Origin of the sequence: Nonlabens sp. SCSIO 43208 (assembly GCF_050703575.1) — a bacterium.
Taxonomy (GTDB): Bacteria; Bacteroidota; Bacteroidia; order Flavobacteriales; family Flavobacteriaceae; genus Nonlabens; species Nonlabens tegetincola.
Window position 1 is genome coordinate 1,618,348 of record NZ_CP065365.1, and the last position, 15,031, is coordinate 1,633,378.

Below are 15,031 nucleotides of genomic sequence, written 5' to 3' on the forward strand. Positions count from 1 at the left end.
GTTTTTTAATTGGTCGTAAAAATAGGAATCAACTTGATTAATTTCAATTTCTTTTAAGTGGTAAGATTGTAGTAGCAGAATTTTATCTAATGAAAAAAACTCTCAGGTAGCTCTGAGAGTTTTTAAAGGCATCGGGTTTAATTTCAATCCAAATGAAAACCAAAATATATATCCTCAAACCTAGTCCCGACGTCGTTTCTTTTTAAATTCAGATATCATTTTACGTCTAAATTCTACTTCACTTTTTTTGAGTAGTAAAAATCTTTTTGCTCCGATAACAGCAATTATTTCCTTACTGCGATTCTCAAAACTTTTTAAATTTATTTCTTTTTCAAGAGCAATTACCTTGTTTACATAGGATTGTGCTTGTTGATCACTCATTGCTTGCATGTTGTCATCAATTTCATTGATTAGAGCTCGTTTTTTCTTTTCAAGAGCTCGACGCTCCTGTTTAATTTCATTGTAGATGGGCCAAAACTTTGCAGCCTCATCAGTAGTGAGTTCTAATTTATCGGTAACATAGGCAATGAATAAAGTTTCAATGCGATTTTCCCTTTCTTCTCTGTTTGATCTATCACCTCGTTGTGCAATAGCGGTTGTACTTATTAAAAGCACAGCCAGGATTATAATATTTTTCATTCTATAAATAGTTCTTGTAGTTCTACATCGTTTAAGTATTCATGCAGGTCATCATCTTGCACATTTACTTCAACTTGTTCTATAAAATCATCGGTAAGTATCTCTGCCCATTGATAGTCGGATGATAATATGTCATCTGGAGCAAGATAATCAGCAAGCTCGGTCCCGGTTAAACCATCGGTAGTCACTAATTCATCACTAGGTTCATTGGTGGTTGGGAATAGGTATAATAATACTGCAATGGTAGCAGCTACAGCCAGTAAAGGAGTAAGTAATGAAATTACCTTACTTCTTTTAGATTCATCATTAATAGGAAGCGGTTGATTCATTAATTTTTTATCCAGTTGCTCCCAATAATCTTCAGGAGCCTGAAAACCACCGTGCATGGATTGTTCCCTATCTGTATCTTCGGCAATCTTATGGAGTTTAAGCTCTAGATTGTCAAAGTATCCATCAGGGATATTAAAGCCGTTATGTTGATTTTTCTTTATCATTCTATTTCTTAGACTTTAATCCAACTCAATAGTTTGATGAGTCTTTATAAACTGTTCTACTTTTTTTGCTGCGAGATGGTAGCTGCTTTTCACAGCACCTTCTGACAGTTCTAGTATGTGAGCGATCTCACTAAATTTTATTGAGTCGTAGTACCTCATATTAAAAATTTCACGTTGTCTATCTGGTAGACTTGCTAGGGCTTTTTGTAAAGCTATCAATACTTCGTCTTCAGTAAAATATACATCGGCTGTTAGGTTTTGTGTGAGCTTTTGAACCAATTCTTCACTAGTAATTTGCATGGAACGAGCTTTCTTATTTAACCAGGTCATGCTTTCATTATAAGCTATACGATACATCCAAGTGCTCAATTTACTGTCTCCTTTAAAATTCTTAATACCTTTAAATATTTTGATAAAAACATTTTGTACAACATCATCAGCATCTTCATGAGTTATTACAAGTTTACGTACCTGCCAGTATATTCTTTTACTGTAGCACTGCACAAGTTGCTTGTATCCTAACTGCATGCGCTGTGGATTGTTGATATTCTCTAAAATTTCCTGATCAGAAATTGCCCTCATACTTACTCTTTGACTATAGAAAGTTTCAAAGGTTTAACGATTAAAAATTATTTATTACCGCATTTAAATTAGTACAATTTTTAAAATTGAATTTCAAAAACGTTGTCCTTTCAAAATATGCTTAAATATTTCAGTATAATACGATATCCATAATTATTAATCATTATTTTAGTAATCTTAAAAATACCAACCACAGATATATGGAATCACAACACAATGAGCAGTACGATTCTCAATTTGAATCATTAATTCAGGTCAACGACTCAACTAGAGCCACTTTTTACAGAAAAACTTACATGCATGTTGCCCTTGCAGTATTGCTTTTTATTATAGTTGAAGCTGTTTTTATCAGAATAACTCCGCTTGTTGAATTTATGATGAGCATGCTTAATGGCTGGCGTTGGTTACTGGTTCTAGGAGTGTTTATGCTTGCAACAAACTATGCCGAAAAAATTGCGCATACTAGTCATGATAAAACACAGCAATATTTGGCTTTACTACTATTTGTCGTTGCCGAGGCTGTTATTTTTGTTCCTCTAATCACAGTTGCAATTTACGTGGGTGAATTACAACAATCAAATTTACTCAATCAAGCTGCAGTAGTGACTTTAGGATTATTTACTGGATTGAGTGCGGTTGTTTTATTTACAAAAAAAGATTTTTCCTTCTTACGTAGTATTCTAATAGTAGGTTTTTTTGTAGCTATAGGAATCATTATAGCCTCTATGATTTTTGGATTTGATTTAGGCTTGATATTTTCTGGTGCTATGGTTATTCTAGCAGCAGGATCGATATTGTATCAAACATCAAATTTAGTTCACAAATATCATACGGATCAGTACATTGGCGCAGCACTTGGATTGTTTGCTAGCCTTATGTTGTTATTCTGGTATATCATTAATATTTTCCTTTCTCGCGATTAACTTAAAGGTATACATATTAATTGAGAAAAGCTCAGAGTGGCTTGCGCCGTATGTTCTAGGAACCTTAGGATTGTTGATTGTACTGTTTTTTGCACAATTAATATTGATAAAATTACAGCGCAAAAAAGACTTCATCTGGTACAGGCAAATGTTTGTGTATAAGAAGTTACCGCTTTCGCGAAAGCGTATTCTAGAAAACTATCCTTTCTATAAACGATTGTCCAGTAAGTATCAAAAGCAATTTGAGCATCGAGTAGCTCATTTTATAAGTCAAAAGAATTTTAAAAATCGATACGGTGAGAGCGTCACCGATGAACAATTTGTCCTTCCTGCATGTGTAGCTTGTGAGCTCACTTTTGGTAGAAGACAGTACACATATGGAATGCTGGATACTCTATTGTTTTTTCCAGAGCCATTTACTAGTCCAACTAATAACGCATTGCATAAAGGAGAGTATAACCCAAGTGCTCGAGTACTTGCGATGAGTTGGCCTGATTTTCTACAGGGAATGGCCGATTCAAATGACAACTTGCATTTAGGATTACATGAGTTTTGCCATGTGTTGCATTTTGAAAGTGAACATAGTACCAATGTTGATGCACAAAGATTTCATAAACAGCATCAACTTATCTTGCGTAGATTGATGGATCCAGAAGTCAAAAAACGATTGGATAACACAGCGTTTTTTAGAGAATACGCTTTTACCAACCAGTATGAGTTCATGGCGGTATTAACTGAATATTTTATTGAGTCACCTAGACAGTTTAAAAGTAATTTTCCTATCCTTTTTAAATGCTATCAAACAGCCTTATTATACAAGGATGAATGGCTAGATTGGACTGTCGAATAGACTACCTTTTTTCACAATAAACTAGGTAATACCTAGGTGTAAACCTTCTCAAAAAAGGTCTAATTCCAAATTTCTTGACGGGATTTGTGAATTTAATACTATCGATAACTTTCCATCCCGCTTTTTCTAAAACATAATCCAGTTGCCAAGACTCAAACTCGTGATAATGTTGATCTCGTACATCATTCTTATTACGATAGGCACTTGCAAACCATAATTTCATAGGAACACTTATAAAGAGCTTTTTGGTTTTGATGGCTTTTAAGGCGTTGTAAGGAGCTACTAAATGCTCAAATATTTCAAATGCAGTAACAGCATCGCCTGTAAAACCAGAAATAGCAGTAAGTTCATCATCTAGATCCTCACCACTTGTGTTCACGACCTTATAGCCAGCATCGATCATTATTTTACTAAATGGGTTTTCAACTCCTAAATCAAGAATGCTGCTGTTTTTTTCTAGATGTTTTTCTAAAAACTCAAGGGTTATTTGAAATCTTTTTTTAGGGAAGCTATTCTCGTACACGTTGGGTCAATTTCTACTTGCAAGTATAATGATTTTAACTCGTTAATGTGTGTTAAGCTCGAGCCTTTGTATAGTTATACAGGCACGACTTTTGTACTTTCACGGTCTATGAAATACCTTACTTTTATAATGTCGTTTGTAAGCTTTTGGGTTTATTCTCAAAACACACCATCACAGACCTATGCCGATTTTTTGTCTGCAACTGCGCGACTTCAATTCCAGAACGATTCTGAAAATGTATCTGGAGAAATATCGTTTGATGTTCTAATAACATCTACAACTGATTCTTTGTTTGTGGATGCCAAGAGTTTGAAAGAGCACGAGGTATTTCTCAATGGTAATCTTGTCAAGTCAGATTATAACGGTGAGCGTATCTTGTTGCGTTCTCGCTTTCGCGAAAGCGATACTATCAACCTACGCATAAATTTCACCAGTGAGCCTAAAAAAGCCATGTATTTTATTGATGCCACAGGAGATGGATCTTGGAATCAAATTTGGACTCAAGGACAAGGTAAATATACCAGTAACTGGTTACCTAGTATTGATGATATGAATGATAAAATGTTATGGAATTTACAAATTACAGCTCCTAATCATTTAACTTCTTTATCAAATGGTGTTCTTACTCAAAAAAAGGAATTAGGTAATGCAATACAATGGAATTATAGCATGGATCAACCTATGAGTAGTTATTTAGTTGCCATTGTGATTGGTGAATATGATAGCTATAAGCTATTTAGTGAAACTGGAGTTCCAATTGAGTTATATTATTACAAAGGAGAAAAAAATAAAGCACTTGCTACCTATAAAAAAACAAAGGAAATTTTTGATTTTTTAGAAAGAGAAATTGGTTACCCGTATCCGTGGCAAGTTTATAGACAGGTCCCAGTAAAGGATTTTCTGTATTCTGGAATGGAGAATACTGGTTTAACAGTTTACAGTGATAGCTTTTTTAACGATGAAATAGGATCAAACGACAGAAGTTATGTTACGGTAAATGCTCATGAAATGGCGCATCAGTGGTTTGGAAACTTAGTTACTGAAACAGAATCACAGCATCACTGGTTACATGAAGGTTTTGCCACTTATTACTCCATGCTAGCCGAGCAATATTTATATGGAGACAATCATTTCCTAAATCTACTGTATACCAAAGCAGAAAATCTTGTAGAGCAATCACGTACGGGTAAATCTACCGAGCTGCTTAATCCGGGATCTAGCTCATTAACTTTTTATGATCACGGTGCTTGGACTTTACACGCATTAAAGGTTAAAGTAGGCGATAAAGCTTTTAAAACTATTATACGACATTATTTAACCACAAATGCCTATGACAATGTAACTACTTTTGATTTTCTTGAAAAAGTTACCGAAATAACTGGGCTAGATTTACTAGATTTCAGAGAGAGGTGGTTGTTAAATAAATCTTTTCCTGCAAAAGAAGCACTGCAAATATTAAGATCATATCCAGAAATGGAAGAGTTTTTTCAACTAAAAGCTAGAAGTATTTCAAATTTTAATGAGAGTTTTACAAGTTTCAAGGAAGTTGCAAATGAAAGGGACAACATTCCTGCTCTAATTGAGATGATTCAACAGTTAACGCTTCATGATGATATTAGGAAATATGACTTGATCAAAAAAGTTTCTAATTATGACCTTCTTGAAGTGAATAGAGCAATTGTTTTGAGTACCCAGCAAATAAACGATTACAACCGTAGTGTAATTCAAACTTTAGTTGACGAACCAAGTTATGTAACTAGGGAAAGTGCCATGTTTTTATTATGGCAGGATACAAAGAATAAGAAAGAACTCCTTTTAGATTTAAAAAGTCGCTGGGATGCATTAAGTCCAGAATTAAATATGTCTTGGTTAGTTCTAGCATTAAGTACACCAGAATTTACTAATGCAGAAAAACAACTTTATTTAAGTTTATTACGTGATTACACAGATTCTAAACACAGTATGATTACAAGACAAGCTGCGTTTGATTACTTAATTCAATTGGATATTATGTCTGAGGAGAATTATCGTGATTTAATCTCGGCCTGTTTTCATCATGTTTGGCGATTTTATAAGACTTCGCGAGAACATTTAAGAACTGGATTTAAGACAGAAGCAGGACGTGAGATTATTAAAAATTTATTGACTGAAATGTCTGATACTGATCAATTAAAAGTAGAACGAGTTTTGAGTCAGTAATAAAATAATTAAAGTAAGAAATCAAAAAACCCGTTTTCTATATAGAAAACGGGTTTTTCATGTTGCGGAGAAAGAGGGATTCGAACCCCCGGAGGTGTGACCCTCGCTGGTTTTCAAGACCAGTGCATTCGACCACTCTGCCATTTCTCCAGATTTGTCGAAAAGCTAACTGCTTTTGCGGGTGCAAATATAACTTCTTTTTTTAATTAGAAAAGCGCAAATGCAATAAAAATTTTATTTATCATGAGAGAGATGTGATTTTCCTGTAATCGGAATTGCAGAACCGTCAATTTTTGGTGGGTTTTCTATGTTAATTTCCATCCATGCTTTAATATTAGCTGCCCATTCTCGTCTTTTAAAATGAGAATTTCCTTCATAAATCCTTGCGTCTGCTATAACGCCATTGATATTTAACCCCATGTTTTTTCCTATGTATAGCGCTCTTGGTAGATGAAATTCTTGGGTAAAGACTAAAGCCGTGTCAACTTGAAAAATATTTTTTGCTCTAAACATAGAATCATATGTATCTAATCCTGCATGATCTAGAAATATAACTGAATCTGGAACACCTTTTTTATTCAAGTACTTTTTCATAGCATTTACTTCATCATACCCTTTTTGGGCATGATCACCACTCAACAGGAATCTCTCAATTTTTTTTTCTTGATAGGCCATTAGTGCAGCATCTACACGATCTTGTAATATTGCGCTCAAATTACCATTTGCTTTTACACTAGCACCTAATACAATCCCAGTATATGCGTGAGGAGCTTCAAGAACAGATGTGTGAGTTATAGGTTGAGCAAGTCTTTTAATATGAAATTGTAGCCCTATTGCAAAGACAATTACACCTATAGCTAAAAATACCAGTATGTTTAATAAACGTTTCATTATAAAATACTTACTGGTTTTTTTTCGTCATCAACTGCTACAAATGTAAAAACACCTGTTACCACCTTTTCTCGATTGTAACTGTACATATCTTCCATAAAGATATCGGTTTCTACTACGCAGCTTGTTGTCCCTACTTTAATCACTTTACTTACTAACTCAATGATACTTCCTTGTGGAATGGGTTTTTTAAAATCAATTTGATCAGTGCTTATTGTGACTACTTTTTTTCTTGAGAAACGTGTGGCGCATATAAAACTAGATTCGTCCATAAGCTGTAGTGCAGTTCCACCAAAAAGAGTGTCATAATGATTTGTTGTATTTGGAAATACAGCTTTGAAAATTTGAGTAACAGATTTTTGTATACGTTCTTCTGTTTGAGTCATAGACTTAAATTATAGGACTTCGGCGATTTTAAACTTATAGGGATTGTACCTTTGAATCCGTATTTATTTACAATCACTGTTTGTATTTATGATGCTTTCGCGAAAGCGAGATTACACAAAATACTTTTAATAGAACGTTAATTGAGCATGGAAATTATTGACAATTTAAAATGGCGCTATGCCGTTAAACAATTTGATAGTACTAAAAAGGTAGATAATGATAAGTTAATGACTCTCGTTGAAGCTTTTAATTTAACTGCAACTAGTTATGGTCTTCAACCGGTTAAATTAATGGTGGTTAAAGACCAAGCCTTAAAATCGATGATGGTAGAGAAAAGTTACGGTCAAAAACAAGTGGAACAGGCTAGTCACGTTCTGGTGTTTTGTACTCGTAAAATAGGGAGAGATGAGATCGTTACTTATTTTAATACAGTGAAGGATGTGAGAGGAACTGCTGATGATATTTTGAATCCTTTCAAGGAATTTCTCCTTGATTCTTTTTCAAAAAAGAAGGAAGACGAAATTGAACTTTGGGCTCAAAAACAAGCTTATATAGCATTAGGTAATTTACTCACAGTATGTGCGCAACTTAAAATTGATGCTTGTCCTATGGAAGGCTTTTTACCAAAGGAAATTGATCAATTGCTAGGTCTTGAATCTCTTGGGTTGAAAAGTGTTTTAATGCTTCCTATAGGCTACAGATCAAGTGAGGATTACATGGCATCTTTAAAGAAAGTACGACTGCCATTGAAGGAAATGGTTATGTTTAAGTAGGTTTGGCAAGATAATTGACTTTTAGTCGTTATTGTTTACATTTGAACTGATAACTGAATTATGATGAAGTATTTTGTTTTGTTGCTATTCCTAGTCGCAACTTTTGGCCTTATTGCTCAAGATGAGAATAATACACAATACGAAGTTGAAATTGAAAACCAAATTACCGTAGATTCTTTAGATTGGTACACAGATTTTGATAAGGCATTAAAACATGCGGAAAAATCAAGGAAACCTATGTTGGTTTATTTCAGCGGTAGTGACTGGTGCACGCCTTGTAAAAATCTAGAACAAAAATTTTTTAATACACCTCGTTTTATTAATGAGAGTCAGAATTATATTTTGGTTTATCTAGATATACCTTTTAGAGATGACATTGTAAGTCCACAAGAGAAAAAAGCTAACAAAAAATTATTTGAAAAGTATAACAATAGTCGATACCCTACGCTTCTTGCGCTAGATCACAAGGGTAAAGAGAAAAACAGAATTGAAAACTTTTCAGGTGGCGATGCAAGATACCACTGGAACTTCATGGCGGAAAATGAAAAGATTTTTAGATTTTAATAATCTTCTTATTGAACGGTATATTCCGTGAAAAACACTTCAGATATTCTGAAATAACCAAAAGGAAAATTTTCTTCATTTACACTATTAACAATATTTCCTCTTACTGTTGCTGGTTGAGTATCAAATGGTCCACCCGATTCAGTTTGTTGAAGTAGTGTTTCATAAAAGCGATAACAATCAGAGTCAATACCCTTAATCCCTAGTGTGATAACAGTGCCCACTGGCAGATCCTCCATAAAGAAAATGGATGGTGCTCTATTACCATCAGTAAATTCATCATCACCTACATCTAGCTCATCATTGTATTGATCTTGATACGTGAATAGATAATTATCTCCTAATCCTACCGGATCATCATAAAGAACTGTAATGCGTGTAATTTCTGGATCTAAATTATCTAGTACAAGTTGCTCGACCGTTGCGATAGGTACCGTGCGTTCCAAAGTTTGTGATGCTGTATAAATATCACTACCATCTTCAACGATTAATGTATAAACCTCGTTATCTATTAGGTTGATAGTATTAGATTCATAAACTCCACCACCTATGTGTCTGAAGTTGTGTGTTGTTCCATTACTTTCATTAATAACTACACTGGCATTTGTAACTATAGGGTTATTTTCTTCATAAAAGCCAGCAGTTCTAGAAAGTGATACTGTGCTAGTGGTACTTCCATCTTCATTGAGTTCTAGAGCTGCATCTATAACTAATCTAGGCGTTGCGGTGTCTAAATCGACTTCTACTACGTCTTCACAGGAAACAATGCCTAAGAACAAAAACATGATTATATAAAGATACTTCATGGTTTAAAATTTAAAATTATAAGTAACCGCAGGTACGATACCAAAAATCGATAGTCTGGTTGCTTCATTTCTAGCGGTATCTTCATTTTCTCCAAAGTTTATACTCACTGCATTTCTTCTATTGTATACGTTGTATAAACTAAAAACCCAACTCGATTGCCATCCCTTTGTTAAATCAGGTTTTGGTGTGTAGGTTGCGCTCAAATCCAGCCTATGAATGTTTGACAATCTATTGCTATTACGTTCGCCATAAGTAGGAATAAATAAATTGTCAAAGTTATATTGACCGTTAGGAAATGTTACAGGTTGACCTGTTTGAAAGGTAAAGTTTGCTCCAAAATCCCATTTTTTATTCCAGTCGTAATTTGCAGTAATGGTGATATCATGAGTTTTATCCCACGGAGCACTGTACCACTCTCCATTATTAATTCCAGGTTCTATTTCATTGCGACCGGGAGTGCGTTGCTCACTGCGAGACAAGGTGTATGCTATCCAACCTTGCAAATCACCTTCATTTTTACGAAAAAGTAATTCAAGTCCATAAGCGCGAGCTTCTCCGGCGAGCAGTATTTGTTCCACATCATCATTAGCAATTAAATCGGCGCCATCAATATAATCTAGACGATTGTCCACGGTTTTATAAAAACTTTCAATCTCTAAACTATAAGTATTGAAATTTTTAAAATACCCTATTGCAACTTGATGACCATCTTGGGGCTCTATATAAGTTCCACTAGGAGCATATAGATCAAAAGGAGTAGGAGCATTGGTGTTTGAAATTAAGTGAATGTATTGAACAATACGTTGATAACTAGCTTTAATACTCGTGTCATCATTAAGAGAGTAAGCTACCGAAAAACGAGGTTCAAATGCATCAAAAAATTCAATTGTTGTACCACGGCTGTTACTTGTCTCTCCTGTAGGTTCTGCACCTTCATAAATTCCCTGGCTTTCATTGTAGACAACAGGATCACCATCGTACGTGCTTAAACGATCTTGACCTAATCGATTAAAGCTACTATACCTTATTCCTGCATTAATATTCAATTGGTCATTAATTTTGAATTCGCCATCTATATATAATCCATTTTCCCAAGCATATTTTTTAGTAAGTTGTCGTTCATTAACTCCACTTTCCTGTGTTGTAGGAACAATTTTCCCAGGATCAAATTCATAATATATTGAGTTCACTCCATAACGTAATTTGACCTTGTCATTCAGGTAATGGGTGAGGTCGTATTTAGCATTTAGATTTGTAATACCACTATCGAATTGAAATTCAACAAAATCTAATTCAAGGCCATAATTGTAGTCACTAAAAATTAATGATGCATTGGCAAATAATTTACTGTTGTAAATATGATTCCACCTTGCATTTACAAATGAGTTTCCAAAGGTGTTTCCAAATAAATCATTGACATTAAACACGTCTCTTCCAAAATAACTTGAAAAATATAATCTATTCTTATCGTTTAAATTAAAACTTAATTTAGCGTTCAAATCATAGAAATAAGCCTTGTTATCTATATCAAAAAGAGGTAAAAATAAATGAGCATAACTACTACGACCACCTATTAAAAAGGACGACTTGTCTTTTTTTATAGGTCCTTCTAATAAAAGCCTACTAGCGACTAACCCAATTCCACCTGTACCGCTTATTTCCTTTTTGTTTCCATCACGTTGGTATATTTCAAGTACGCTAGAAACACGACCACCGTATCTAGCAGGAATTCCACCTTTATACAATTTTAAATCTTTAATCGCATCTGGATTAAATACAGAAAAGAACCCAAAAAGATGATCACTACCGTATAAAGTAGCCTCATCCAGTAAAACCAAATTTTGATCTGCGGCGCCACCACGTACATTAAATCCAGCAGCTCCTTCACCAGCATTACTCACGCCCGGTAACAAAGTAAGTGCCTTTATAAGGTCGGTCTCTCCCAGAACGACTGGTATTTTTTTTACGGTATCTATATTTAGAGCGTTCACGCTCATTTGAGGTGATCTTGTGTTTAATTTTTCAACATCAGCTGTAATTACAATAGTTTCTAATTCTTCATTGGCTTCATCTAGAGCTATGTCAAGGACAGTATCCTTATTTAAGGAAATAATTTTTTCTTGACTAGTAAATCCTAAACTGGTAAACTGTACGGTGTATGACCCTACAGGAAGATTAATAGAGTAATAACCATATTCATTTGTGATGGTTCCTGTTTTTAATTCCTTAATAATCACATTAACATTGAGCAATGTTTCACTTGTGGCTGCCTCGGTAACAGTTCCAGAAAGAGTAGCTTTTTGTGAGTACGCTTTCGCGAAAGCGAGAACAAAAAAAACTAGGAGGATATTTTTTTTCAAAACCTATATTTTTCAAAAACAAATGTAAACTACACTTGTATTTAATGTGTTAGTAAAACCTTAAACACAGTTTATTATTGTAGCACAAAGTTGATACAGGTTCTTTTCTTTATGCATGCATAATACTTATCTTTACCCAAAACAAATCTATTCATGAAAGCACAATCCTTAATTGATCAATTAGAATTGCCAGTGGTGGCAGCGCCGATGTTTTTAATTTCTGGTCCACAACTGGTTATAGAATGTTGTAAAAATGGAATAGTAGGTACTTTTCCTGCTCTTAACCAGCGTAGTAGTGAAGGTTTTGAAGAATGGTTGATTGAGATTAAATCTAGCCTGAAGCAATGGGAAGAAGAAACTGGTAAAAAGGCAGCGCCGTTTGGGGTAAATCTTATAGTTCACGGTAGCAATCCTAGATTAGAGGCCGATTTAAGATTGTGTGTTAAACATCAAGTACCATTAATTATTACATCTCTAGGTGCAGTGAGTGAGGTTGTAAATGCTGTGCACAGTTATGGTGGATTAGTATTTCATGATGTTATCAAAAAACGTCATGCTCAAAAAGCCGCTCAAGCTGGTGTTGATGGTTTAATCCTAGTATGTGCTGGTGCTGGTGGTCATGCGGGAACTCTTAACCCTATGCCGTTTGTAAGAGAAGTAAAAGAGTTCTATGACGGAGCTATTTTATTATCTGGAGCTATGAGTTCAGGACAAGATGTAGCAAGTGCCATGCAAATGGGAGCCGATCTTGCTTATATGGGAACAAGATTCATTAATACCCATGAGTCTAAAGCTACTGATGAGTATAGGGAGATGATTATTCAATCTGGCGCTAGTGATATCGTTTACACGGCTGCTATATCAGGTGTGCATGCTAATTTTTTAGGGGCTAGTTTACAAGCTGCAGGTATTACAGAAGAACAACTTAAGGCAACTGCCAAAATTGATTTTGGAAAAGAAATGGATACTGAGGCAAAAGCCTGGAAAACTATTTGGAGTGCAGGACAAGGATCTGCAACTATTAAGGATTCTATACCAGCTGGTGAACTTATAGATAGAATGAAATCTGAATTTAAAACGGCTATTGAAAAGCAAATAGAGACGCTCAAAAAGTACTCATAGAGCTATTTGAAATGATCGGTAACTGTTTTCATATTACCTTTGTCCTACTATGGAATTAGAGCCTGTTTTACCAGATTATTTTGAAAATTTCTATGGATATATTAAGTCGTTGCACTTGATTTTTGTTGTGACGTGGTTTGCGGCTTTATTTTATATTCCTAGACTATTTGTTTATCAAATTGAAGCTCATGATAAACCAGAGCCCAATAAAACGATCCTTTTAGATCAATTAAAAATCATGTCCAGAAGACTTTGGTTTATAATAGGATGGCCTAGTGCTATTCTTGCTACATCTTTTGCAATTTTACTATTGTTGATAAGACCTTACTACCTGGAACAAGGGTGGATGCATGTTAAACTTGCCTTTGTACTTGCATTGATTATTTATCATATTAAGACAAATAGTATACTCAAAGAGTTAGATAAGAATGTGGTTAAGTGGACTTCAAACGGTATGAGGTTATATAATGAAGGTGCTACTCTTGTTTTATTTGCAGTAGTATTTCTAGTTATTTTAAAAAGTGCACTCAATTGGATTTATGGAGTAATAGGATTATTTGCACTTGCAGTGATTCTTATGATTCTTTTTAAAATCTACAAACGATATAGAAAAGCGTAATAAAAGCCGGTTGCTAGATCACGTTTACAACCGGCTTTTAAACCCTAAAAATTAACCTGTAATTATCTTACTCTTTGGATAACCTGCCCACGGCACATTGAATGTAGGATTTTGTTTTCTCAACAATGGTATTAGTTTCACCACTGATTGGATAACCCATATCAGCTAGATCACTGCGTAATCCTTCCAATGCATTATGACTGGTGTATTCAAATGAAAGCTTACTAGATGAGATATCTAAATGAATGTTTTTGATTCCATCCAATTTTGATATACGTTTAAGTATAGCATTTTTACAACCGCTACATTTCAGGTTTTGTAACAATAAACTTGTTTCCATAAAGGATAATTTACAGTGTAAAATTAATTCTAGAATATTGGGAAAAAGATGATAATTGTCACCTTGATAAAATTATATCAAGAATAATTTTGTTCTATAATTTTAAAACAGGTAGAGCATGAAATCCATTTTAATTCCAGTAGATTTTTCAAAAGAATCAGAAAAAGCATTACAAGTAGCAGCACGAGTTGCACATAAAATCAATGCAAAATTACTGTTATGTCACATGGCTGGTATTGAAGAACTAGTCATTAATCAAAACCAAGCACAAGCTGTTCAACAAAACATTTTTCAACTAAAACTAGCCGAGAAACAATTTAGTGAATTTACTGATAAGGAGTATTTAGAAGGATTAGTTGTAGAGCCAGTTTTACAAAAAGAATTGAACTTTGAAAGTATAGGTGAGTTTGCAAGCGATGTAGATGCCAGCTTAATAGTAATGGGTACGCATGGCGCAAATGGCTTCAAAGAGGTTATATCTGGTAGTAATACCGAAAAAGTGGTACGCAGCTCTCAGGTTCCAGTTCTGGTGGTCAAGGAAAACGACCTTCATTTCAATCCAGAAAAAATAGTACTGGCTAGTAACTTTGATGAAGAAGTGATTCCTGCCTACAAAAAAGTTCTAGAAATAGCTGAAATGTTTGAATCAAGAGTGGAATTAGTATACGTCAATTTACCTGGCTCAAACTTTAAGAGTACTAATGAAATGGATGAAATTTTACTCAATTTCTTTACAAAGCTTGATCATCCTGAACCATTGAGTGCTATCAAAAAAGTGAATCGAATAGCAGATTACAGTATTGAAGAAGGCATCATGTCTTATGCACAGCTTTCACAAGTAGATGTTATCGCTATACCTACACATGGAAGAACAGGTGTTTCTCGATTACTTAAAGGCAGTGTAAGTGAAGATATAGCAAACCATTCAATTTTACCTGTACTAACATTGAAATTGTAA

At 34.5% G+C, this 15,031-nt stretch carries 17 protein-coding genes and 1 tRNA gene; 8 read left to right on the forward strand and 10 right to left on the reverse strand.

What is annotated here, in order from left to right; genetic code table 11:
• Positions 1-180 precede the first annotated feature (180 nt).
• Genes I5168_RS07355 through I5168_RS07365 form a run of 3 tightly spaced genes read right to left on the reverse strand, consistent with a single transcriptional unit; the run spans position 181 to position 1,715 of the window.
• Entirely contained in the window at positions 181-639 is a 459-nt protein-coding gene (locus tag I5168_RS07355) for a hypothetical protein (RefSeq protein WP_042277805.1), read from the reverse strand.
• Positions 636-1,133: a hypothetical protein gene (locus tag I5168_RS07360; RefSeq protein ID WP_431471362.1), complete on the reverse strand. Its 498-nt coding sequence runs from the start codon at positions 1,131-1,133 to the stop codon at positions 636-638. Before I5168_RS07360 ends, I5168_RS07355 begins: the two co-directional genes overlap by 4 nt.
• A gap of 15 nt (positions 1,134-1,148) precedes the next feature.
• Complete coding sequence (locus I5168_RS07365) at positions 1,149-1,715, reverse strand: RNA polymerase sigma factor (protein ID WP_085775054.1); 567 nt, start codon at positions 1,713-1,715, stop codon at positions 1,149-1,151.
• A gap of 200 nt (positions 1,716-1,915) precedes the next feature.
• On the opposite strand from I5168_RS07365, the gene I5168_RS07370 reads away from it, so the two are divergent.
• Positions 1,916-2,638, forward strand: a complete 723-nt coding sequence (locus tag I5168_RS07370) for a Bax inhibitor-1/YccA family protein (RefSeq protein WP_431471363.1) — start codon at positions 1,916-1,918, stop codon at positions 2,636-2,638.
• Between the two features lie 103 nt (positions 2,639-2,741).
• Complete coding sequence (locus I5168_RS07375) at positions 2,742-3,488, forward strand: zinc-dependent peptidase (RefSeq protein WP_431471364.1); 747 nt, start codon at positions 2,742-2,744, stop codon at positions 3,486-3,488.
• A gap of 1 nt (position 3,489) precedes the next feature.
• On the opposite strand, the gene I5168_RS07380 is transcribed toward I5168_RS07375, so the two are convergent.
• Complete coding sequence (locus I5168_RS07380; protein WP_431471365.1) at positions 3,490-4,011, reverse strand: methyltransferase; 522 nt, start codon at positions 4,009-4,011, stop codon at positions 3,490-3,492.
• Between the two features lie 108 nt (positions 4,012-4,119).
• On the opposite strand from I5168_RS07380, the gene I5168_RS07385 reads away from it, so the two are divergent.
• Positions 4,120-6,210, forward strand: coding sequence for a M1 family metallopeptidase (locus I5168_RS07385; protein WP_431471366.1), 2,091 nt, complete (start codon positions 4,120-4,122; stop codon positions 6,208-6,210).
• 65 nt (positions 6,211-6,275) lie between these two features.
• Here I5168_RS07385 and I5168_RS07390 read toward each other — a convergent pair.
• The 3 genes from I5168_RS07390 to I5168_RS07400 all read right to left on the reverse strand — a co-directional run bounded on the left by I5168_RS07390 (position 6,276) and on the right by I5168_RS07400 (position 7,487).
• Positions 6,276-6,360: transfer RNA gene (locus tag I5168_RS07390), tRNA-Ser, on the reverse strand.
• 84 nt (positions 6,361-6,444) lie between these two features.
• Positions 6,445-7,101: a SanA/YdcF family protein gene (locus tag I5168_RS07395; protein ID WP_431471367.1), complete on the reverse strand. Its 657-nt coding sequence runs from the start codon at positions 7,099-7,101 to the stop codon at positions 6,445-6,447.
• On the reverse strand, positions 7,101-7,487 hold the full coding sequence (locus tag I5168_RS07400; RefSeq protein WP_042277818.1) for an acyl-CoA thioesterase: 387 nt from the start codon (positions 7,485-7,487) through the stop codon (positions 7,101-7,103). The genes I5168_RS07395 and I5168_RS07400 overlap by 1 nt, the downstream gene beginning before the upstream one ends.
• Positions 7,488-7,634: 147 nt before the next feature.
• On the opposite strand from I5168_RS07400, the gene I5168_RS07405 reads away from it, so the two are divergent.
• Positions 7,635-8,261 carry an NAD(P)H-dependent oxidoreductase gene (locus I5168_RS07405; RefSeq protein ID WP_060524347.1) on the forward strand — a complete coding sequence of 209 codons (627 nt, stop codon included), beginning with the start codon at positions 7,635-7,637 and terminating at the stop codon, positions 8,259-8,261.
• 60 nt (positions 8,262-8,321) lie between these two features.
• Positions 8,322-8,825, forward strand: a complete 504-nt coding sequence (locus tag I5168_RS07410; protein WP_431471368.1) for a thioredoxin family protein — start codon at positions 8,322-8,324, stop codon at positions 8,823-8,825.
• A gap of 8 nt (positions 8,826-8,833) precedes the next feature.
• Here the strand turns inward: I5168_RS07410 and I5168_RS07415 are convergent, their stop codons facing one another.
• Together I5168_RS07415 and I5168_RS07420 are read right to left on the reverse strand one after the other, a co-directional pair.
• On the reverse strand, positions 8,834-9,631 hold the full coding sequence (locus I5168_RS07415) for a DUF4249 family protein (protein ID WP_105019403.1): 798 nt from the start codon (positions 9,629-9,631) through the stop codon (positions 8,834-8,836).
• Between the two features lie 3 nt (positions 9,632-9,634).
• Entirely contained in the window at positions 9,635-11,992 is a 2,358-nt protein-coding gene (locus I5168_RS07420) for a TonB-dependent receptor (RefSeq protein ID WP_431471369.1), read from the reverse strand.
• Between the two features lie 153 nt (positions 11,993-12,145).
• Between I5168_RS07420 and I5168_RS07425 the strand changes: the two genes are divergently transcribed.
• Both I5168_RS07425 and I5168_RS07430 read left to right on the forward strand, forming a co-directional pair.
• Positions 12,146-13,114, forward strand: coding sequence for an NAD(P)H-dependent flavin oxidoreductase (locus I5168_RS07425; RefSeq protein ID WP_060524355.1), 969 nt, complete (start codon positions 12,146-12,148; stop codon positions 13,112-13,114).
• 49 nt (positions 13,115-13,163) lie between these two features.
• Positions 13,164-13,733 carry a CopD family protein gene (locus I5168_RS07430; RefSeq protein WP_431471370.1) on the forward strand — a complete coding sequence of 190 codons (570 nt, stop codon included), beginning with the start codon at positions 13,164-13,166 and terminating at the stop codon, positions 13,731-13,733.
• A 67-nt stretch (positions 13,734-13,800) separates the two neighbouring features.
• Here I5168_RS07430 and I5168_RS07435 read toward each other — a convergent pair whose 3' ends face one another.
• Positions 13,801-14,073, reverse strand: a complete 273-nt coding sequence (locus I5168_RS07435) for a heavy-metal-associated domain-containing protein (protein WP_431471371.1) — start codon at positions 14,071-14,073, stop codon at positions 13,801-13,803.
• Positions 14,074-14,191: 118 nt separating this feature from the next.
• Here I5168_RS07435 and I5168_RS07440 point away from each other — a divergent pair, with 118 nt between their 5' ends.
• Positions 14,192-15,031, forward strand: coding sequence for a universal stress protein (locus I5168_RS07440; protein WP_431471372.1), 840 nt, complete (start codon positions 14,192-14,194; stop codon positions 15,029-15,031).